Genomic DNA, 22578 nt, shown 5'->3' on the forward strand with positions numbered 1-22578 from the left:
TGAGGAGGTGTGTAAGTTGAATTATGACTTAATAAATTTAATTCAGTTAATGTTTTTAGTTATATGTTTTGCTAGCATAGTCTCTTATACTGTATACTCCTATAAAAATCTTAAGTATAAAACTGAAGAAAATGTTGCAAGAAATATTTTAATTCAGTGGCTTGGATTTATAAAAAAAATACTTCCAGAAGATTATATTATTTATGAGAAATATGGTATGTGGATATATACAGATCGTTTTAAAATTGAAATGATGTTTTAGCCAAAATTATTCGAAGGAGGATAAATATGAACATCATTTTTAATTTTTTAAGTAGTTTATTAAATTCAATTTTTAATTTCACTGGGGATTGGGGCCTAGCAATAGTTTTACTTACGATAAGTGTAAGATTAGTACTTTCACCAATGTCTTTCAAACAAAAAAAATCCATGCAACAGCAGCAAAGGTTTGCTATAAAAATGAAAGAACTTAAGGAAAAATATAAAGATAACAAAGAAAAACTTGAAGCAGAAGTTAAAAAACAATCTGTCCAAAGTGCAAAAAGTATGATGGGGTGCTTAGTAACACTACTCCAACTGCCTATATTAATGACTATGTGGAGTGTATTTAATAAAATCCCTGTGAGCGTAGGTACATATCTTATACCTTGGGTGTCTAGTATTAAGATCTCAGACAGTTATTTTATCGTTCCACTGATATATATGCTTGTATCCTTAACCCCAAGCCTGCTTTCATATGTAACTTTTTTAGAAATTAAAGGCCAGGCTACAATGAGCAAGAGTAATATCATAATAATGGCAGTAGCTGGTTTATTTGTTGCTAAAGCAGCTCCAATTGCAGTGGGGATATACTTGATAACCACAAGTGTGTTCAACTTTTTAGAAGAGCTTGTTTTTAGAATATATATGAGAAATTTAAAAACTGAAAATTAATAAATGTTAGAAAAAATCCTGCTAATTTATTTTATTAGCAGGATTTTTAACATTTACAGTAGAATAACTTATTCATAACATAAGCGAAATGGCACAATTAAATTTCATGTTTTTTACAATTAATCATCTAGCCTTTTACTATCGATTTCCTGTATGATTCTTGAAATAAAGTCCTCAAGTAAGCAATTGCCCTCATCACCATTCTTTCTACTTCTAAGGGATATACTCGCTGAGTTTTCTTCTTTTTCACCAATAACAATAATATATGGCAACCTCTCGTTTCGAGCATCTCTAATTTTATATCCTATTTTTTCTGCTCTACCATCTAAACTAACTCTGATATTATTTTCTTCCAGTTTATTTACTACATCTTTTGCATAATCATTATACTGCTCCGATATAGGCAGTACTTTAACTTGTACAGGTGATATCCATGTTGGGAACTTGCCTGCAAAATGTTCTATCAAAATGCCAATAAATCTTTCTATACTACCAAAAATTACTCTGTGTATAACAATTGGTCTGTGCTTTTCTCCATCACTGCCAATATATTGAAGGTCAAATCTTTGTGGTAGCTGTAAATCTAGTTGTATAGTTCCACATTGCCATTCCCGTCCTATGCTATCTTGCAAGTGAAAGTCAATTTTAGGTCCGTAGAATGCCCCGTCTCCTTCATTTATCTTAAAATCCATGTTCATTTCCGTGAGAGCGCCCTGAAGTGAGCTTTCTGCTAATTGCCACTCTTCATCACTTCCCATAGAATTTTCTGGTCTTGTTGAAAGTTCTACTCTATATTTAAACCCTAACCTTCCATAAACCTCATTTATAAGTTTAACTACGCCCTTTATTTCTTCTTTTATCTGCTCTGGTAACATGAATATGTGAGCATCATCCTGTGTAAATGCTCTAACTCTCATAAGTCCGTGCAAAGCTCCAGATAGTTCATGTCTGTGCACTTTACCTAGTTCTCCCGCTCTTATTGGTAGATCCCTGTAAGAGTGAGTTTCTGATTTATATACAAGCATTCCTCCCGGGCAGTTCATTGGTTTTATAGCGAATTCTTCTTCATCTATATTGACTGTATACATGTTCTCTTTATAGTGAGACCAATGCCCAGATGTTTCCCAAAGTTCTTTGTTTAACACCATAGGAGTTTCTATCTCAACATAACCTGCCTTCTTATGAATTTCTCTCCAGTACTCAATTAATTTGTTTTTTAAAACTACACCATTAGGGAGAAAGAATGGAAATCCTGGTCCCTCATCCATTAAAGCAAATAATTTTAGCTCTTTCCCAAGTTTTCTATGATCCCTTTTCTTCGCTTCTTCAAGCATATTCAAATATTCATCAAGTTCACTTTTCCTTGCAAATGCCGTTCCATATATTCTTTGAAGCATTTTATTTTTTTCACTACCCCTCCAGTAAGCGCCTGCAACTGATAATAATTTGAAAGCTTTTACCTTTGAAGTTGATAGTACATGAGGCCCTGCACAGAGTTCTATAAAATCTCCTTGCTTAAAGAAAACTAGTTCTTCATACTCTGGCAAATCATTAATGAGTTCTATTTTATAAATCTCGCCCTTATCCTTCATAAGTTTTAAAGCTTCTTCTCGAGAAATAACTGATCTCTCGAGTCTTAAGTCTTCCTTAACTATTTTTCTCATTTCTTCTTCAATTTTTTGGAGTATATCCATAGTAAAGGGTTCTTCCACATCAAAGTCATAATAAAACCCATTATCTATTGCAGGACCTATAGCCAATTTAGCATTTGGATACAATCTCTTTACTGCCTGAGCGAGTATATGGGATGTGGTGTGTCTAAGCGCCCTTTTTCCTTCTTCTTCATTAGAATTTATTACACTTCCATCTTTTATTACAACCTTTAACATAAATATTCCTCCTTCAAAAAATAATAAACCCGTCCCAAAATAAGGGACGAGTTTTATCGCGATTCCACCCAAATTACAGAAGGCTTAGTTTAAACTCACCTCTGTCACTCAATACCACTAACGCCGGTTTGCGGAATTACCTACTTAAGTTCAGTAATCAACTCAGAGGTGGTTTTCAATATTGCTTATTCAAGAAACTTTTCAGCCGGTGAGTTTCTCTCTCTTTGAACAGTATACTATTTACTTTTCCTCTTCACAGTTTTTAATTTAAAACTATTGTATTCCAACCTATTCCAATTGTCAATATGTGTTCTAATTATTATAATATGTCTATTCCACATATAAGTGATTATTTATATATTATATCCTAAAATTTCAACAACATTCTTGCAAATGACTTGATTGAAAAATATTTATTGGATGAAACATGGTGTACAGTTCAAACATGGGTACAATTTTATTTAGAAATTTATTTTAATATTTCATTGACAATATTTTCACTATGAAATATACTTTAATAAAGAACGCAAACGTTTGCACATGTTTAATATAAAAATACAATTGCGTATTGAAATTTTTATAAATACATATTCATTAAATCAATATTGGAGGTAATTGGACTATGGTTAAGAACAAATCAAAAATAATTTCATTCGATTTTTGGCAAAAATTTGGTAAGGCATTATTAGTGGTGGTCGCAGTTATGCCAGCAGGTGGACTAATGATTTCATTAGGATCAGTTATAGGAATAGCAGCACCTAATTCTTCATTTGTGCAAACGTTATCGCAAGTTGTGGGAGGTATAGGATGGGGGCTAATAGTTAATTTAGGGCTATTATTTGCTGTAGCTATCGGTGGTTCTTGGGCTAAAGAGCGTGCTGGTGGAGCATTTGCAGCACTCATTGCATATATTTTAATAAATAAAATTACTGGTAATGTATTTAATATTACCAATGAGATGCTCACGGATGCTCATGCAACAGTAACTTCCTTAACAGGTCAGCACCTTTTGGTTAAAGATTACTTTATTTCTGTTCTTGGATCCCCAGCATTGAATATGGGAGTATTTGTTGGTATTATATCAGGTTTTCTTGGAGCAGTTTTATTTAATAAGTATTATAACTATAATAAATTACCAAATGCACTTGCATTCTTTAATGGTAAACGATTTGTACCATTCGTTGTTATCGCAGGCTCCAGCGTTGTTGCACTTTTATTTGTAATAGTTTGGCCATTTGCTCAATCAGTTATAAATGGATTTGGCAAATGGATTGCAACATCACAAAATACTGCACCATTTATTTCACCCTTTATATATGGTACGCTTGAGCGTCTATTACTACCTTTTGGACTTCATCATATGATTACAATACCAATAAATTATACAGATCTTGGTGGAGCATATAAAGTATTAACTGGAGCTAATGCAGGCAGTCTTATACTTGGACAAGATCCGCTTTGGCTTGCATGGGCTACTGACTTAGGTAACTTAAAAGCCGCTGGAGATATGAGTGCATATAATAACTTACTTGCAACAATTCATCCAGCACGTTTTAAAGTTGGCCAAATGATTGGCGGAGCTGGCTCCTTAATGGGTGTTGCACTTGCTATGTATAAAAGTGTACCAAATGAAAAACGATCAAAATATAAATCAGTATTTTTTTCAGCAGCCATTGCAGTTTTCTTAACAGGTGTTACTGAACCATTAGAATTCATGTTTATGTTTGTTTCACCAATATTATATGGTACTTATGCAGTTATGCAAGGCTTTGCATTTATGTGTGCGGACATATTTAATCTGCGAGTTCACAGTTTTGGTGTTATAGAGCTTGTAGCACGTATACCGATGATTGTAAAAGCAGGGATTATAGGTGATCTTATAAGATATGTACTGGTGACCGTCGTATTTTTCTGCATAAATTATGTTGTATCTAAATTTATGATCAAGAAATTTAATATAGCAACTCCAGGCCGTAACGGAAATGAAATTGATATGGAGGAAAATTCAATTGATTCTACTGTAAATCAAAAAGTTGAGGCTAGTAAAAAAGGAAGTCAAGCCGCAACCATTATTGAATTACTTGGAGGGAACGAAAATATTGTAGATGTGGACGCATGTATGACCCGTCTTCGTGTAACAGTAAAAGATAATTTATTAGTTGCCGAAGAAAATGAATGGAAAAAAAATAAGGCTTTAGCCTTAATAATTAAAGGTAAAGGGATACAGGCTATATATGGACCAAAGGCAGATGTTTTAAAATCGGATATTATAGATATATTAGGAGTCTAAAATGAAATTATTAACTTTAAATTGTCATTCTTGGATGGAAGAAAGCCCAAAAGAAAAGATGAGCATTATTGCAAATACTATAAAAGAAAAAAATTTTGATGTAATTGCCCTGCAAGAAGTAAATCAATCTATAAAGGAAAATATAGCCTTTAATAACATAAAACAAGATAATTTTGCTTTAGTTTTATTAAAAGAATTAGAGAACTTAGGATGCAAAGAATACTCAATGCTGTGGGATTTTTCTCATATAGGTTATGGAATATATGAAGAAGGGGTAAGTATTATAACTAAACATAAAATAATAGAAGAAGATTCTTACTCATTTTTCATAAGCAACAGCAAGGACTTGGATTTTTGGAAAACTAGAAAGGTCGTAAAAGCTTCAATTAGAATAAATAACGAAATTATAGATTTCTACTCTTGTCATTTAGGCTGGTGGCAAGATGAAGAAGAACCGTTCAGTCAGCAAGTAGATAAGTTACTTAATAATATGAAAAATGACAGATTAACATTCTTTATGGGAGATTTTAATAATAACGCTTTTGCATCAAATGAAGGCTATGATTATTTAATGAAAAAAGGAATAAAGGATACTTATACCCTCTCTAAGGAAAAAGATTGTGGTATAACTGTAAAAGGTAAAATAGATGGATGGGATTTAAATAAAAATGATTTAAGGCTGGATCTAATTTTAACAAATAAATGTGTAGATGTTAAATATTCTAAAGTAATATTTAATGGCAAAAACGACTTCGTGGTGTCAGACCATTATGGAGTAGAAATAGATACAAGTTTGGGGTTATTCCCCTAAAACGGAAGGGTTTTGAGTATGCTAAATTATTCAATAGTAAAGTGTAAAAACACACAAGAGATAATACTTGAAAACGGAATAATAAAAGTAATTATAGTCCCAGAGCAGGGTGGTAGGATTTTAGAGTTTTCAACAGAAAATTTAAATGTGTTATATAGAAATGCGAATCTTATAGGAATTAAAGGTGATATAAAAGCTGAATATATTCCAGAAAACTGGCTTAATTTTGGAGGATATAAAGGTTGGCCTGCTCCACAAACAAAATGGGCATGGCCTCCAATATTTGATATTGATTTAAATGTTTTTGAATACGACATAGCTAAGTTAGAAAATTCATTAGTAGTTACATTAAGTAGTCCTATATCAAACATTGTTGGTCTTAAATTTATAAGGGAAATATTATTTGAAGATAAATGTAATCATATAACTATAAAGGAAACCATAGTTAACTTAAATGAAGAACCAGTACAATGGGCAGTTTGGGGTAATACCCAAGCATTATCTCCTGGATATATAGATATAAAACTAAACTCTGACGTATTTATAGGAGGAATAACATTTTATCAAGATTTTGATATACCTTCAAACAATGCTTATTCTTTGAGAAAAGAAGATAGAAAAATTTTAAGATTGAATTGTAACAATGAAGAGAAGTTTAAAGTAGGTGTAGTAACAGATGATGCGATACTAAGATATTATTGCAGTGCATATAAACACAAAACCCTCTTACTTACGCAGAAATTTCAGTATGAAGGACAAGTTGTATATCCACATGGAAGTAATGTTGAAGTTTATGTGGATGATAAGCTAGCCTACACTGAGCTTGAAATTCTTGGAGGTATGAGCAGCATAATGCCAGGTGAAAGTAAAAGTATCCAAATGGTTTGGCAATTAGAATTAGTATAAATAATATAGCTTTTTTAGATATAAGTATTAAAAGTTTATTAATAATAAAAACTGGAGGTAAAAAGCAATGACAAAGATTAAGGCTTGTTTGTTTGATTTAGATGGGGTGATTGTAGATACTGCTAAATATCATTATTTAGCATGGAGAAGACTAGCTAAGGAATTAGGGTTTGATTTTACAAAGGAGCAAAATGAAAGCCTAAAAGGTATAAGTAGAATGGAATCTCTTAAAATACTTTTAAATATAGGAGGTTTAACTTTAACTGAAGCAGAAAAAATGACTCTTGCAGAGAAAAAGAATAATTGGTATCGTGAGTATATTTTAAAGATGACCCCTGATGAAATTTTACCTGGTACAGTGGAATTTTTAGAAGAATTAAAGAATAATGGGATTAAAATTGCACTAGGTTCTGCAAGTAAAAATGCCATGACCATATTAAATAATATAAAATTAGTTAATCACTTTGATGCAATAATCGATGGAACTAAAACAAGCAATGCAAAGCCCGATCCAGAAGTTTTCTTATTGGGTGCAAAGGAACTTGGTGTATCCCCTTCTGAATGTGTAGTTTTCGAAGATGCCAAGGCGGGTATTGAATCCGCAATAAATGCTGGAATGTATAGTGTTGGAATCGGCGATCCACTTGTTTTAAATAAAGCTAATATCGTTGTTTCTTCTTTGAAAGAAATGACATTTGAAAAATTAAATTATTAAACTATTAAATTTATTGTAAAGGAGACTCAATATGAAACAATATTTAAAATTAGATGAATGGAATATTATAGAGGAAGGTTTTAACCAAGATAATCATGAAGTATCTGAAGGAATTTTTAGTATAGGAAATGGGTATATGGGACAAAGAGCTAACTTCGAAGAAACGTACAGCGGAAAGTCTCTTCAGGGAAGTTATATGGCAGGAGTTTACTATCCGGATAAAACAAGAGTTGGCTGGTGGAAAAATGGATACCCAGAATATTTTGCAAAGGTATTAAATTCTACCAATTGGATTGGAATAGATGTTAGTGTTGATGGAGAAACACTAGACCTTGCAAAATGTGAAGTGAAAAATTTTGTGAGAATTTTAAATATGAAAGAAGGATATCTACATAGATGCTTTACCGCAAAGCTTACTAGCGGAAAAGAAGTAAATGTAGATGCAAAGAGATTTGTAAGTATTGCTGCAAAAGAAATAGGAGCAATTAGATATTCAATTACACCAGTTAATTTTGAAGGTACATTGTGTATATCCGCTTACTTAGATGGTGATATAAAAAATGCGGATTCTAATTATGATGAAAAATTTTGGGATGAAATCTCAAAGCAGTGCAATAAAGAACAATCATCTTTAATAGTAAAAACAAAAAAACTTGATTTTTATGTGTGTTCTTCAATGAAACTAGATATTTTTCGAGCAGATAAAAAGGTAGATTTTAATGCAGAATTTATAGAATCAGAAAAATTTGTAGGTAATATAGTTAGTTTAAATGTAAAACAAAATGAAGAAATCGTAGTGTATAAGTATGTTTGCAATGTAACTTCAAGAGATTACGCTGTAGAAGAATTATTGGCTGTTAATAGAAAATTTTTAGATAAAGCTTATGGAAGCGGTTTTGAATTATTACTTAAAGATCAAGCAATAGCTTGGGGTGAAAAATGGAAACAAAGCGATATTGTTATTGAAGGAGATGTTTCGGCGCAGCAAGCTATTAGATTTAATATTTTTCAATTGAATCAGACATATTCTGGAGAAGATGATAGATTAAACATAGGCCCAAAGGGTTTTACAGGAGAAAAATATGGTGGAAGTACTTATTGGGATACAGAAGCATATTGCATACCATTTTATTTAAGTACTGCTGATCCAAGTATATCTAGAAATCTTTTGCTTTATAGGTATAAGCAATTAGAAAAAGCTAAAGAAAATGCAAGAAAATTAGGTTTTACAAAAGGTGCTCTATATCCAATGGTTACTATGAATGGAGAAGAGTGTCACAATGAATGGGAAATAACTTTTGAAGAAATTCATAGAAATGGTGCTATAGCATATGGTATATATAATTATGTTAATTATACTGGAGATAAATGTTATTTAGGTCAATATGGATTAGAAGTATTAGTAGAGATCTCAAGATTCTGGGAAGAAAGAGTTAGTTTTGCTTCAAACAAAGGAAAATATGTAATACTTGGAGTTACTGGCCCTAATGAATATGAAAATAATTCAAATAATAACTGGTATACTAATAGAATTGCTGCTTGGACACTAGAATATACTACTTGTGTAATTAATCATTTAAAAAATAATGAACCTGGGAGATATTCAGAGTTAGTAAATAAATTAGGTTTAAAAGAAGCAGAAGTTAGTAAATGGCAAGATATCATTAAAAATATGTATTATCCAGTAGATGAAGAGCTAGGGATATTCATGCAACAAGATGGATATATGGATAAGCAGCAGATTCTTGTAAAAGACTTGGATCGCAAAAATTTACCATTAAATCAAAAATGGTCTTGGGATAGAATTCTTAGATCTTGCTTTATAAAACAAGCAGATGTATTGCAAGGAATATATTTTCTACAAGATAGATATGATTTAGATACCATAAGAAGAAATTTTGAATTTTATGAGTCAAGAACAGTACATGAGTCATCTTTATCTCCTTGTGTGCATACTATCCTTGCCGCAAAATTAGGAAAACATGAAAAAGCTTATGAAATGTATCTTAGAACTGCAAGACTAGATTTAGACAATTACAATAACGATACAAAAGATGGATGTCATATTACTAGTATGGCTGGAACTTGGATGTCCGTAGTTGAAGGCTTTGCTGGGATGAGAGTAAAAGATGGAAAGCTTCTTTTAAATCCTTTTATACCAAAAAATTGGAGTTCATTCTCTTTTAATGTTTTGTTTAGAGAATCATTACTTAAAATAAATATCAAAACACATAAAGTTATTATTACCAGCGAAAATAAGCAACAAATAACTTTATGCGTTAACGGTAAAGATTATACAATAAACGGAGAAATTGAAATTTCCTCTTAAAAATAAAAAACAGAAGGCTATTTTACTTTTAAAAAGTAAAATAGCCTTCTGTTTTCATTTTTTATTGATAAAATTATATTGAAAATCAGATGCGGACATTGGTTTTCCAAAACAAGCAATTAAAAACTTAGTAGTTTAATTAAAGATAAACGTCTCATAAGTGCTACTATGTTATAATAAATACATTGCCGTTTTTCATGGGAGGCTAAATATGATAGGAAAATTACTTTTAAATAGATATGAGTTATTAGAGAAAATTGGCGAAGGCGGTATGGGAACTGTCTATAAAGCAAAGTGCCACTTGTTAAATAGATTTGTCGCTGTAAAGATATTAAAAGCAGAGTTAAGTAATGATGAAGAGTTTGTTTTAAGATTTAAAAGGGAAGCTACTTCAATCGCAAGATTGTCACATCCAAATATCGTGAATATTCATGATGTTGGTGCAGAAAACCATATTAATTTTATAGTTATGGAATATATTAATGGAATAACATTAAAGCAATTAATAAATGAAAATGTTAGACTTACTTCGCAAAAGGCTTTAGATATCTCACTCCAAATAGCCAAAGCACTTCAATGTGCACATATTAACAATGTAATTCATAGAGATATAAAACCGGATAATATCATGATAACAGAAGATAATATAGTTAAGGTTATGGATTTTGGAATAGCTAAAGTTGCTGATTCAAGAACCATAACCAATTCTAGTAAAGTTATGGGTACCGTACACTATTTTTCTCCAGAACAAGCAAAAGGAAATTTTATAGATTGTAGAACAGACATATATTCCTTAGGTATTGTAATGTATGAAATGATTACTGGACAAGTACCTTATAATTCAGAAAGCTCTATTTCCATAGCTATAATGCATATTCATGAACCCGTTACTGCGCCCAAAGAAATCATTACAGATATTCCTGAAAATATAAACCAGGTAATTTTGAAGGCAATGCAAAAAGAGCCTTTTAAAAGATACCAAACGGCTAAGGACATGGCAGATATAATAAATGCAATTAAAGAAGATTCTAATTATGAAGTTAAGGTAAATAATGACCTAGATGATGCTACAAATATTATGGGTGCAACAATATTTTCTGATATAAAAGACAATTTCACAACGGTTATGAGTGGAGCATCCATCGCTGAAAAAGCAGCAAATAAAAAAGATAACGAAGTAATAACGGGGAATGAGAAGACCGTTAATAATAAAAAGGCAGTAATTATTATTGCCTCAATTATTTTAGTTGTGATTGCTTCCATTTTAGGTAAATTTATATCCAACGGGACTTCTATTAATACACCAGCTCCCATTGTCGAAACTACAGTTCCAAAAGCAGATGAAAAATTACAGTCAGATGAGATACAGCATGTTGATAAAAAACAACAGGCAGATGAACAACTATCCGTTGTTGAAAATAAATTTGTGCCCTCACTTATTGGAAGGACCCAAGATATTGCAAATCAGACTGTAGTTAATAATGGCTTTATGCTTGGCAATATTTCAAATGAATATAGTGATAGTATTGCTCAGGGTTTAGTTATTAGTCAATCACCTGAGGTAAATACATCCTATGAAAAAGATGGCAAAGTAGATTTAGTTATAAGCCAAGGAAAAAAAATTGAACAGGTTACTGTCCCACAATTAAATGGCAAAACCCTTGATGATGCTAAAGAAATTCTAGATAACATTCAATTAGAGCTTGGGGAGAAAACACCTATAAATATGGATGACAAAGCCCGTAAGGGCAATCATTCCAAAAATAACAATAAAAAAATATTCATGCAAAATGCCGAGGCCGGTACCCTTGTAGATATAGGAACAAAAATAAATGTTTCTTATTATGGAAGTAAAAAGGATTTATCTAAGTAAATCAAAGGATTAGCAATGAGGAATTTTATGTAAAATTCTCATTACTAATCCTTTTAAATTCCATTCTGAAATGTCATTAACTAACTAATCATTTTTATCATTATATACAAAGTTGCAAGGTTTTCCTTCACAATTTAAAACTTCTTCATCATCTTTGCCAGTATAAATTTTTTTATTGTCTACGTCAACTTCTGATTTGTCAATTTCAGATATATCATTCTCCGCTAATAATTTTTCAATATCTGTTGACATAGCTGACGGCTCAATTGTTGGTTCATATCTTCCGACTACATTGCCATCTCTACCAATAAGGAATTTTGTAAAATTCCATTTCACTGAATCCCCTTCTAGGAATTCAGGAAATCTTTTGTAGAGTATATCATTAAGTTTTTTTTCATTAGGCTTATTCAGATCAAAACCTCTGAAAGTTGCTTCCTCTGTCAAATATTTAAAAAGCGGAAGGGCATTTTCCCCTCTTACATCACCCTTCTCGAACAATTGAAAACTCACTCCATAATTAATTGTGCAGAAATTCTTTATTTCATTGCTTTCACCTGGTTCCTGCCCAGCAAATTGATTGCTTGGATAGCCTAGTATTTCAAAGTCCTTATCCTTGTACTGTTCATAAATCTTCTCCAAACCCTCATACTGTGGTGTAAATCCACACTTACTTGCTGTATTAACTATAACCAATACCTTTCCCCTATATTGTTCCAAAGATATTTCTTCACCATCGATTGTAATTGCTTTAAAATCATAAATTGACATTTGCTATCCCTCCATATTATATAAATTTATCCATATTAAAATGTTATCATTAACATTATAGTATTCCTATTTCAACAAATAATTCTCAACTTTTATTGGTTATAACGACAATTTTTTTAATAAACACCAATAAATATTTCTTAATAATTATTATTGTTTGTATTGTATAAAGATATTATATCATAGAAATAAAATAAAGTACACTTAAAATTCATTTTGAAAGGACTCAATAAAGAATGTAACAGATAGAACTTAATTTTACCCGCTCAAAAAAATATAAATAGATTTGCAAAAGCAACCTACTTATATTTCCGAATTTTTTATCTAAATGAAGTTTTTAATGCTTCTTTTAATATCCTCGTATTCTTTCTATAAGGAGTTACTGGACAAATAGTTTTATCTTTTACATCAAATAACGTGTATATCGCAATTCTTGCTGCGCGTACAGAATATTCTTCTGTAAATACCATATCTTCTGGAATTTCAACGAACTGGCTAATCATAGCGAAATTTGTTGAGCATTCTGGTACAACACTTGGACGATCAGTCATCTTCCGAGGCTGGAACTGAGCATCTACATACGGCATCATACATGGAATAACATTAATTATAGTGTCCATAATTTCCTCTTGCTTGTCTTCCATATGCATGTGGTGTAGAAGTTCTATTAGCATTTCCTCACCTGTACAATCACGCATTGATTTCTTTACAAAATCACCAACTTTATCAGTATATATGCTATAGCCCCAGAACATAGTTGTATCAATGGGCTGATTTTTAAAGTGTGGTTGAGCTGCAACAACTATGCTCATTAACCAATTAGAATCCTTAAATGTCATTAATGCGCCACTACCTGGAATATTAGTGGAGAATTTTTCAATTAGGTTTAACAATTTATTACCCTTACAAGTCACGGTAAAGCTTTCCCAATTAGTTTCATTTGCATGTCCAAAGAAGGGTTCTGGATTTCCAAGACCTCTTTTCTTTTTAGCTATTTTCGCCCAAAGTTCACCAGATATTGGTTTGCTTGGATTATATTCTGCAGGTGTGTACATATCACCAAGAGTTGCGCAGTCAGTCATGCATCCATTTGTCATAATGCAAACGTCTCTAGGGTTTAACTGAATAACCCTTTCACCTTCTTTTTCTTCTATATGCATAGCCGTTACTGTAATTTCATCTCCTGATTTGAAATCTAAATCAGTTACAGTTGCATTTATACTAAAATCAACTCCAAAGTTATCTAAGTAAGCTTTTAATGGAAGAATAACAGACTCATATTGATTGTACTGAGTACGTGTAACCCCCTCTAAAGTTTCAATACGAGAAAATTCAAAAATCATACGTTCCATGTAACGCTTAAACTCAAAAAGACTGGACCATTTTTGGAAAGCAAAGGTTGTTTGCCACATATACCAAAAATTAGTTTCAAAGAAATGTGGCGTATGACTAAACCATTCCTCAATAGTCTTATTATCTAATTTTTCTCCTGAAGTAATCATAAGTTTTCCAAGAGCCATACGATCGGAATTATTAAAGCCCATACTAGTCACATCTAGAATTACTCCATCTTTATCAATTAACCGTGCCTGTGCATGTGTTGGGTGTAAATGATCAAAATTAAGAATTTCTTCTTTAACGCTTTTACCCGGCATATCTAGGGATGGTATACCTGAAAACAATTCCCAAAAATTCTCATAGGTTTCTTCATTTAACATTCTACCGCCACGGCATACATAACCATTTATGGCATCTCCTGCACCATCGTTACTGCCTCCTAAGATTTTCATTCCTTCAATAATATGAATATTTTCTCCTTTAAAGTTACAATCTCGTACAAGATAAGCAGCACCAGCTAAGGAAGCTAACCCTCCACCAATAAAATAAACTTGTCTATCTTCATTATTTCTATTTTCTGATAAATCTATCGTTGTTTTAGAATTATTTTTAAACTTCTTTGCACTAATAGTTGCTACAGCAGCCGCACCAGCTATTGCACCTAACGTAAGTAATACGTTCATACCATTTTTGCTTGATTTTTTACTCATAAAATTTCCCTCCATTTTGTCCCGTTAATAATAAATATCTTATCTATTATTATAAACCTAGTAACGTTAATTGTATTTACACACTTTTGAGTGTTTGTCTAAAAAACACGTGAAATTTAATTTTCTATTATAGAACTATCTACAAAAAATCCATATTTATGGTGTATAATTACTATTAAAACTAGTTTTTGTAGGTGATTATTATGTCTGAATCAATAATAACAGAAAAGGCCCTTGCTTTATCCTTAAAACAATTAATGAAAACAGTTCCTTTGTCAAAGATTTCAATTCAAAACATTGCAGACAATTGTAGACTTAATAGACAAACATTTTATTATCATTTTAAAGATAAATTCGATCTTGTGAATTGGATTTATTACACTGAAGTTACAGAATGCATCGCTAACTGCAATCGTTATGAAAATTGGACTGATGGCATGTATAGAACCTTGTGCTACCTAATGAATAATAATTCCTTTTATATTAATGCGCTTAACACACCTGGTCAAAATGCTTTTAATGGATATTTCTTTGACTTTAGTTGCGAACTTATTATGGGGATTGTTAATGATGTATCCTTAGGCATGAATGTTCCTGATATGGACAAAAAGTTTATTGCTGATTTTTATACCCATGCTTTTGTAGGTATAATCGTTCAGTGGATTAAAACCGGCATGAAAGACTCACCTCAAATCATGGTAGAAAAGATGCGAAATGTGGTTGAAGGCAGCATGCTTGGTGCTTTATCTAGACATTAATGAGGACGGTTGTCCAATCTTCTTTTTATAGAAAAATGGACAACCGTCCCATTAATTATCACCTTCGGTGCTATTTATCACCTTCGGTGCTATTCATCTTCTTCGAAGCTGAACTGTGATTAGCTTATTTCAATATCATAGATTTAAGTGCATTTATTTCTTTACTTAAGTTATCATCCTTCATCATTTCAAGGGCAGAATTAATTAGTACACGAACATCATGCTGTCCTTTATAAATAGGTGTAACTCTTTTATTTAGATTTAGGAATTTATAAACAGCAGTTTGTGCGCCTCTTACAGAATAATCCATAGTAAATACTACATCATCTTCTATTTCACAAAACTGTCCAAGTAATGCTAAATTAGTTGAACCTTCTGGAATAACTTGTGGTCTATCGCCCTTTTCTCTAGTTAAAAATTGTGCTGTTGTAAAAGGTAGTATACAAGGTATACAAATAGACGTTTTAAGAATCTTCTCCATATCCTCTTTAAAGTTTAGGTGATATAATACCTCAGTTAATATTTCCTCACCAGTACAATCCACCATCCTCTTCTTTATGAAATCACCTTTTGCATATGGGAACAAAGAATAACCCCAGAAAGTTTGTATGTTATCAGGTTGATTAAGAAAATGTGGTTGATTGTGTACAACTATTGTCATGAGCCATGCAGAATCTCTAAATGTCATATGAGCACCAGTTCCTGGTTGATTTCCTGAGAATTCTATTATTCTTTTATACATTGTTGGGTCTTTAAGAGTAACTGTGAAAGACTGCCACATTGATTCTTCAACACGTTCATCAAAGACTTGAGGTTTACCAAACTCAGGACGTCCCTTAGCAATTTTCTCCCAAAGATCCCATGCTCCACCTACACTTTTGTCGTTAATCTTTGCTGGTGTAGTCATTGATCCAAGGCTAGTACCCGCTGTTAAAGAGCCGATAGTAGCAAATGCAAGGTCTCCCTCTCCAACTTCTATTCTAGTTTCTTTCCCATTTTTTTCACATTTGAATGCTGTAACCGTAGTTTCAGTATCTGATGGTTTAAATTCAAAATCAGTTACCCTGCAATCTAATTCAAAATTAACACCTTGCGCCTCTAACCATTTTGTCATAGGTAATAACATTGAATCATATTGATTATATGGTGTACGACGTATTCCAGATAAATCACTTAGACGTGGTAATTCTTGAATAAATCTATGAAGATATCTCTTTAATTCTTTAGCACTGTGCCAAGTTTCAAATGCAAAGAGTGTAGTCCATTGAAGCCAGAAGTTTGATTTAAAAAATGGTTCTGGGAAACATTCTCTAATAGTTTTTGTTCCCAAAGAATCTTCAGAATTAATCATTATATCCATTAATGCCATTCTATCAGCGCGAACAAGTCCCAAAGCTGATACATCAGTTATTTTAGCATCATTATCTATTAATCTAGCTTTTGCATGGGTATGAATTTTTTTATTAAAAGCATTAAATTCATCAAGTATTGAAACTTTAGGATCAGTTAATGAAGGAATGCTTTCCATTACTCCAAAAGTACAAGCATAAGCTTCCCTATCAAACATTCTTCCACCACGAATTACATAACCATTCTCAGCATCACCACTTCCGTCCATGCTCCCACCTGTGATGTTTAATTCTTCATATATATGAATGTTTTTTCCTGGAACATGTCCATCTCTAATTAAAAATACCGCAGCAGAAAGTGATGCAAGTCCAGCACCAACCATATAAGCATTTATTTTTTCTACATCAATAGTTTGATCAAAATTAAATCTCATTTTAAACCCCTCCATTTGAAAAATTATGCCATAAGCCATAAGCCTAGGTCAATTTTGTATTTACCAAGTTAACCAAGTACATGCACTTTCAATCACTTGCATGCACTTGCTATAGATACAATATAAATTCAAACGAAAGGATTGTATATAATCAAATTTGTAAAACTGTCTAAAAAACATACATATGTCTTATAGTGTATAGTAAATAAAAATTAATTTATTCTATAACTTTAATATTTAATAGTGGCATTGCAATTACTTCTTTGTATTTTTTGGGAGCTCCACGTGCATATTTTAAATCCACATTATCACCAACCTTGAGCTTTAAAACTTCCTTTGCAACAGCCCTACCTGTGCTTGTATAATAAACTGTTTCTTTACTATCTTTACCGACAACTATAAAAACAATGTTTTCAATAGTTTCAATATTTTTTACAACGCCACTAAAAGTCTCTACCCCAGTAGTTTCAGGAAGTATAGTTTTAGGATTTTTATTCTTAGAATTTACACTACCATACATAAAAAAAATCCCTACTAAAACTAAACTTACAATAATCAAAGCATATTTAGATTTACATGACAAATCATTCACCTCTGCATTCATATTTCTTATTTTTCAAAATTCAGATTTTATTTCAACTAATATAGTTTATAAAATGCTAGCTAAAATCCAACTCTATGGAAGTTTCAAAATAATGATATTTCACTTTCAATCTTGATTCGTCGAGGGGGTTGTTAATAAGAACTATCTACCATATGGTATCCCCTCATTCTTTAGCAATATATCTAATTTATCAATCAATAAATCTATTTCTAATAATATTGTTATATCATTTACTGCTGAATACTTTAAAATATTATTAACGTTTATTCCCATATCTGTAGGCACTCTTAAATTATTATCTTTTATGATCTTAAGAATTTTTTTCTCACCTGGATGCGGCATTTCATTTATTGCAAATATAATATCAAAATAACTTGCAAACAATGCTGCTACTCTATGATTTACACTAATAAAATCATTTCTTTTTAAAGCCTTCTCAATTTGATAATAATATGAAGGCATTTGAAGCTTTAGTAGTGGATAGTTCTTTTTTATTATGTTTTGCTTTAATTCATAAGGATATCCTATCTCATATTTCTGTTTCAGCTTATTTAAATCACCATTTTTATCATACAGTATAATCGAATTTATGAAGTTAGCCCAAAAGCAAGTTGTATATCCTGCATCTGCTTCACATTTTACTAAGTTTCTATTTAATAAACCATCAATCCAATCTAAGTCTCTATATATAATTTCTACTGGGATATTACCTTCTTTTAGAAATCCATCATCTTCGGTTTCCCAAAAGGTATTATTTAGTTCCATGTAACTACAATATTTATCAGTAATTACCTTTCTCTTTAATATTGGTATTTCCTTAGATGTATAAATGTATATATCATAATCCGAATCTTTATCATTAGTTTTTGTTGCGTGTGATCCAGCTAATAAGATGCCCTCCACTTCTTCTATTTTTGAGAAAGCATTAACCAGTGACCTTACATTTGCATTAATATTCATAAAAAATTCACTCCTTTTCATTATTAAATTTGCGTATATATGTTTTAAATTTATTAACCGCTATTAATTAATTCTTTCACTTCCTTTTCTTTCTCAAAAAGAAGGCAACCACCCGCATGTTCTCCAATCAGCATTCCTGTTTCATTAAGTTTTGTAAATAGTGGCGACTTCAGAGCCTCTCTTAAAGTACATTCCTTTAAGTTTGTATCAGAATAAGGTGAGAAAGGACAGGGTTCTGCTGAACCATCTACATTAATGTGGAAGAAGCCTCTTCCAGCTGCAAGACATCCCCCTGAGTATTTCTCATCACCAGGAAAGGATAGAAAAATAGCATCTTCATAGTGCTTTCTAAGTTTGTGCTGCTCACATTCCAATTTTTTGCGCTCATTCTCAGTAGGTGCAAGCTTCCATGTTTCTTTTGTCACGGGCACGTATTCTACAAAAACTAATGCCCTACAGCCTTTATTGTATAGCTTGTCAAAAAAAGCTTTACTGGAGACAGTCATGAAATTTTCAGTTGTCACCGTAGCAGAAGCCCCAAACAAAATACCTTTTTCCTTAAGTTTGTCCATTACATTCATTAAAACTTCATAAGTTCCTTCCCCTCGCCTACCATCTGTCTGCTCCATATCTCCTTCAATGCTAAGTATAGGTACAAGATTTCTATTTTCATGGAATAGCTTTATATACTCTTCCTGGAGCATTACACCATTGGTGAATATAGGAAACATAATCTCTTTCACCTTTGCTGCTTTTTCTATAACATCTTTTCTCATTAAAGGTTCTCCACCTGCAAGCAGTATAAAAGAAATTCCAATCTCCCTAGCTTCCATAAAAATACTTTCCCATCTTTCGGTAGACAACTGTTGTTTTTGTACTCCTTCTCCACAGGAGTTAAATTCCCTTGCATAGCAACCTTTACAAAACAGGTTACATCTACTGGTTATGCTAGAAATCAAAAATGCAGGAACATTTTCTCCTTTTCTTTCAAATCTCCCTCTCTTCTTTTTTGCTTCCCTACTTGATAATACATATTTTAATACAAATGCTGTTTCTTTTGTATTTTTAAAGGATGCCTTTAATATCCCCCTTACAACATTTTCAATGCCATTATTCATATATTCAGATAAATTGAAATTACTATTCATTCCTTCATCTCCTACAGCTATAATTACTTTATATTTGTCTATCAAACTGTTTTACAAGCTTTATGTAATCATCATTTTCAAGTATTACGACAGAAAATTCCTATTTAATTATACCATAATTACCTTAAATTGGTGTGCAGAGTTCAATCATTGTTCCTCTTGAAAATGGTGAAGTGATAGCACCCGTTATATCAGAAATTTTGCTGTAGCAGAATTCCTGAATATTCTTTATTTTGTATTTGTCTATTTACTGGTAGATGTCCTACACTTATAGGGTATGCACCATTACCATCAACTATAACATTTCTTTCAATACCAACATTGTCTGGTAAATCTAATAATGTACCATTATTCATCACGTTTAGCCGGTTTCTCATAATTATTCACTGTATATAAAACTGGCTTCCCTTTAATTTTCTCTATTCTTCCTTCTCTAATTAAAGCATTTAAATCACTGCAGGCATTAGTTCTTTGTATGTTTAATTTTTCAGCTATTTCAATAGCTGAAAATCCACTAGCCTTATCGTCACTTTCATAAATGACTTTGCATGACGTATTAAATAATTCAAATTTTTCAAAACATAATTCTCTATTTACTGATTTTAAATCTTTAGCTACATTCATAATTAAACTTTCCTTTTAAAATGACGTTAAAATATGAAATATAGTGAATTCCTTGAATAAATTGTATATAATAAGATTATAGGAAGGTGAATTTATGAAAAAGGGTTTCACAATAATTTTTACTAAAATGTTTTTGGCAATTGTTCTTTTTACTCTCTCTACATTTGGACAACAAGTATATGCTTCGGGAACTAAAACATATAATTTATCTAGGTATGCTATTAATGTAATAGTAAATAAGGACGGTTCAGCTAACTTTGAAGAGCGGCTTACTTATAATTTCGACGGTAAGTTTAATGGAGTTACTAGAGATGTTGATTTTTCTTTTACAAAAGGCATAAAAGACAAAAAAGTTTATGTACTGGAAAATGATAATTTGAAAGAACTTCAGCTAAATCCCGGTAATTCTCTTGATGCCACAGGTAAACCAGGCACCTATAACTTTATAGAGGAAGGAACCTTGGCGAGGCTTAAGCTTTTTGAGGTTTCAAAAAATCAAGAAAAAACCTTTGTTATAAAATACAAGTTAATTGATGCTGTTACAAAATATAAGGACACTGCAGAGTTTAACAGAAAGATAATTGACTCTAGGTGGAAAACTAGATTGGATAACATAAAAATAAAAATAACACTTCCACCTGGAGCTACAAAAGAGGAGTTGAAAATATTTACTCATGGGCCCCTTATAGGCGAATCTTCCATATTAGATAACCGTACTGTAGAATTTACTGTGCCTACAGTGTCACCGGGTACTTTTATAGAAACCCTGGTTTTATTCCCTATAAATCTTGTTCCTGGATCGAGTAATGTAGTAGATGAAACTGCACTACCTAGAATAATGGCAAATGAAGCTACCCTTGCGGATGAAGCAAATAAAACAAGAGAGGAATCAAGGAAGGAGGTGCAGCAGCAGGTTGAAATGCAATCGCAGCGTAAATCTGTAGGCAACCCTCTAGCAATAGTTCTCATACTGTTATGGTTTCCAATAATTTATTATATATATATAAAATATGATAAAGAAATTAAACCAAACTTTTATGGCAAGTATTACAGGGAGCTTCCGGGTGATTATACCCCCGCAGAAATGAGTGTTTTAATGTCCTTTGGCAAAGTAAATACTAGAGATGTAATGGCTACCCTTATGGATCTTGCAAGAAAGAAGAAACTTATAATTTCTCAAAATAAGATTACTAAAAAGGGTTTCTTTAATAGTAAGGAGATAGATAAATATGTAATTACCTTAAATGAAAAAGCACCATCAATAACTTTAAAGACGCACGAAGAGTTTTTGATAAGCTGGTTTATAGGTAAAATAGGAAACGGAAATTATGTTGCCCTTGATGAAATAAAGGATTATGTTAAAGAAAAGAGTGAAGCACTAGAATTTAAGGCTGATTATGATAAATGGAATACACTCGCATGTGAGGAAGCTGCTAAAAATGATTTTTTTGATCAAACCTGTAAAAAGGGAATCTTACTTGGAACATTAACAGGATTTTCTTATTTATTAATTGGAATAGCTGTTACATTACTACTGTTTACTCCAATTGCTGTAGTTGCCATAATTCAAGGGGTTATAATGGTGATTTTCTCAACATTAATAAAAAGAAGAACAGCATATGGAAATGAGCAGCATGCAATGTGGCAGTCCTTCAAAAACTTTTTAAAAGACTTCAGCAGATTAGATAAAGCTGAAATTCCGTCTATTATATTATGGGAACACTATCTTGTATACGCCATTTCTCTTGGCGTCGCAAAGGAAGTTATAAAACAGCTTCCTATTGTTTTCAGCGATGAGGATCTAAATAATAATAATAATCTCACCTATATGTATGGGGCAAGCTATGGTTACTTCAGTGGCTTTGGTGCAATGTTTGATGATACTATCCATACCGTGGAGGGTGCAATTTCCACAGCACAAAGCGTTGCAAGTTCTGAGAATTCATCATCTTCTGGTGGTGGTGGTGGCTTTAGTGGCGGTAGTTCCGGTGGCGGTGGCGGTTGTGGCGGCGGTGGCGCATTTTAATGCGTCATAATTAAAAAAGAATAAAGGAGCGATTTTTATGTTAATTCCAGTAATTATAATATCTGCACTAGTACTGATACTGATTTTTCTTTATAATAACCTCATAATCAAAC

18 protein-coding genes, 1 pseudogene and 1 other annotated feature are annotated in these 22578 nt (G+C 32.0%); of the genes and pseudogenes, 10 read left to right on the forward strand and 9 right to left on the reverse strand.

Annotation, left to right across the window (positions count from 1 at the left end; all coding sequences use genetic code 11):
• The first annotated feature begins 16 nt into the window (after positions 1-16).
• Together ACWJKE_RS06280 and ACWJKE_RS06285 are read left to right on the forward strand one after the other, a co-directional pair.
• On the forward strand, positions 17-262 hold the full coding sequence (locus ACWJKE_RS06280; RefSeq protein WP_216302965.1) for a hypothetical protein: 246 nt from the start codon (positions 17-19) through the stop codon (positions 260-262).
• Positions 263-288: 26 nt separating this feature from the next.
• Positions 289-933 (forward strand): YidC/Oxa1 family membrane protein insertase, encoded by a 645-nt coding sequence (locus ACWJKE_RS06285; protein WP_220287105.1) that lies wholly within the window; start codon positions 289-291, stop codon positions 931-933.
• 119 nt (positions 934-1052) lie between these two features.
• Here the strand turns inward: ACWJKE_RS06285 and thrS are convergent, their stop codons facing one another.
• The gene (gene thrS / locus ACWJKE_RS06290; RefSeq protein WP_220287103.1) at positions 1053-2822 is read right to left on the reverse strand and encodes a threonine--tRNA ligase; all 1770 of its coding nucleotides are present in this window, start codon (positions 2820-2822) and stop codon (positions 1053-1055) included.
• Between the two features lie 39 nt (positions 2823-2861).
• Positions 2862-3088: a binding site (T-box leader), on the reverse strand.
• Positions 3089-3444: 356 nt separating this feature from the next.
• Here thrS and ACWJKE_RS06295 point away from each other — a divergent pair.
• The 6 genes from ACWJKE_RS06295 to pknB all read left to right on the forward strand — a co-directional run bounded on the left by ACWJKE_RS06295 (position 3445) and on the right by pknB (position 11746).
• Positions 3445-5112 carry a PTS transporter subunit IIBC gene (locus ACWJKE_RS06295; RefSeq protein WP_220287101.1) on the forward strand — a complete coding sequence of 556 codons (1668 nt, stop codon included), beginning with the start codon at positions 3445-3447 and terminating at the stop codon, positions 5110-5112.
• A 1-nt stretch (position 5113) separates the two neighbouring features.
• A complete protein-coding gene (locus ACWJKE_RS06300) occupies positions 5114-5923 on the forward strand; it encodes an endonuclease/exonuclease/phosphatase family protein (RefSeq protein WP_220287099.1) in 810 nt (269 codons plus the stop codon).
• A gap of 18 nt (positions 5924-5941) precedes the next feature.
• Complete coding sequence (locus ACWJKE_RS06305) at positions 5942-6829, forward strand: DUF4380 domain-containing protein (RefSeq protein ID WP_216302960.1); 888 nt, start codon at positions 5942-5944, stop codon at positions 6827-6829.
• A 67-nt stretch (positions 6830-6896) separates the two neighbouring features.
• Complete coding sequence (pgmB, locus tag ACWJKE_RS06310; RefSeq protein WP_216302959.1) at positions 6897-7544, forward strand: beta-phosphoglucomutase; 648 nt, start codon at positions 6897-6899, stop codon at positions 7542-7544.
• Positions 7545-7575: 31 nt separating this feature from the next.
• Positions 7576-9873 (forward strand): glycoside hydrolase family 65 protein, encoded by a 2298-nt coding sequence (locus ACWJKE_RS06315; RefSeq protein ID WP_220287097.1) that lies wholly within the window; start codon positions 7576-7578, stop codon positions 9871-9873.
• A gap of 211 nt (positions 9874-10084) precedes the next feature.
• The gene (gene pknB, locus ACWJKE_RS06320; RefSeq protein WP_220287095.1) at positions 10085-11746 is read left to right on the forward strand and encodes a Stk1 family PASTA domain-containing Ser/Thr kinase; all 1662 of its coding nucleotides are present in this window, start codon (positions 10085-10087) and stop codon (positions 11744-11746) included.
• A 225-nt stretch (positions 11747-11971) separates the two neighbouring features.
• On the opposite strand, the pseudogene ACWJKE_RS06325 reads toward pknB, so the two are convergent.
• Together ACWJKE_RS06325 and ACWJKE_RS06330 are read right to left on the reverse strand one after the other, a co-directional pair.
• Positions 11972-12514 (reverse strand): annotated as a pseudogene (locus ACWJKE_RS06325) (glutathione peroxidase); the annotation flags it as partial.
• 320 nt (positions 12515-12834) lie between these two features.
• The gene (locus ACWJKE_RS06330) at positions 12835-14562 is read right to left on the reverse strand and encodes an oleate hydratase (protein WP_216302955.1); all 1728 of its coding nucleotides are present in this window, start codon (positions 14560-14562) and stop codon (positions 12835-12837) included.
• A gap of 203 nt (positions 14563-14765) precedes the next feature.
• On the opposite strand from ACWJKE_RS06330, the gene dhaS reads away from it, so the two are divergent.
• Positions 14766-15320 (forward strand): dihydroxyacetone kinase transcriptional activator DhaS, encoded by a 555-nt coding sequence (gene dhaS, locus ACWJKE_RS06335; protein WP_216302954.1) that lies wholly within the window; start codon positions 14766-14768, stop codon positions 15318-15320.
• Positions 15321-15444: 124 nt separating this feature from the next.
• Here the strand turns inward: dhaS and ACWJKE_RS06340 are convergent, their stop codons facing one another.
• The 6 genes from ACWJKE_RS06340 to ACWJKE_RS06365 all read right to left on the reverse strand — a co-directional run bounded on the left by ACWJKE_RS06340 (position 15445) and on the right by ACWJKE_RS06365 (position 20439).
• Positions 15445-17103 carry an oleate hydratase gene (locus ACWJKE_RS06340; RefSeq protein WP_220287091.1) on the reverse strand — a complete coding sequence of 553 codons (1659 nt, stop codon included), beginning with the start codon at positions 17101-17103 and terminating at the stop codon, positions 15445-15447.
• A gap of 217 nt (positions 17104-17320) precedes the next feature.
• Complete coding sequence (locus ACWJKE_RS06345) at positions 17321-17686, reverse strand: hypothetical protein (RefSeq protein ID WP_220287089.1); 366 nt, start codon at positions 17684-17686, stop codon at positions 17321-17323.
• A 162-nt stretch (positions 17687-17848) separates the two neighbouring features.
• On the reverse strand, positions 17849-18667 hold the full coding sequence (locus ACWJKE_RS06350) for a DUF4037 domain-containing protein (RefSeq protein WP_220287087.1): 819 nt from the start codon (positions 18665-18667) through the stop codon (positions 17849-17851).
• A gap of 53 nt (positions 18668-18720) precedes the next feature.
• Positions 18721-19815, reverse strand: a complete 1095-nt coding sequence (locus tag ACWJKE_RS06355; protein ID WP_220287112.1) for a radical SAM protein — start codon at positions 19813-19815, stop codon at positions 18721-18723.
• A gap of 191 nt (positions 19816-20006) precedes the next feature.
• Positions 20007-20171 (reverse strand): family 4 glycosyl hydrolase, encoded by a 165-nt coding sequence (locus tag ACWJKE_RS06360; protein ID WP_220287085.1) that lies wholly within the window; start codon positions 20169-20171, stop codon positions 20007-20009.
• Positions 20164-20439: a hypothetical protein gene (locus ACWJKE_RS06365; protein ID WP_220287084.1), complete on the reverse strand. Its 276-nt coding sequence runs from the start codon at positions 20437-20439 to the stop codon at positions 20164-20166. Before ACWJKE_RS06365 ends, ACWJKE_RS06360 begins: the two co-directional genes overlap by 8 nt.
• A 94-nt stretch (positions 20440-20533) precedes the next feature.
• Between ACWJKE_RS06365 and ACWJKE_RS06370 the strand changes: the two genes are divergently transcribed.
• Positions 20534-22465, forward strand: a complete 1932-nt coding sequence (locus tag ACWJKE_RS06370; protein ID WP_220287083.1) for a DUF2207 domain-containing protein — start codon at positions 20534-20536, stop codon at positions 22463-22465.
• The last annotated feature ends 113 nt before the right edge of the window (positions 22466-22578 follow it).

It is taken from the genome of Clostridium sp. CM036, from assembly GCF_055081135.1.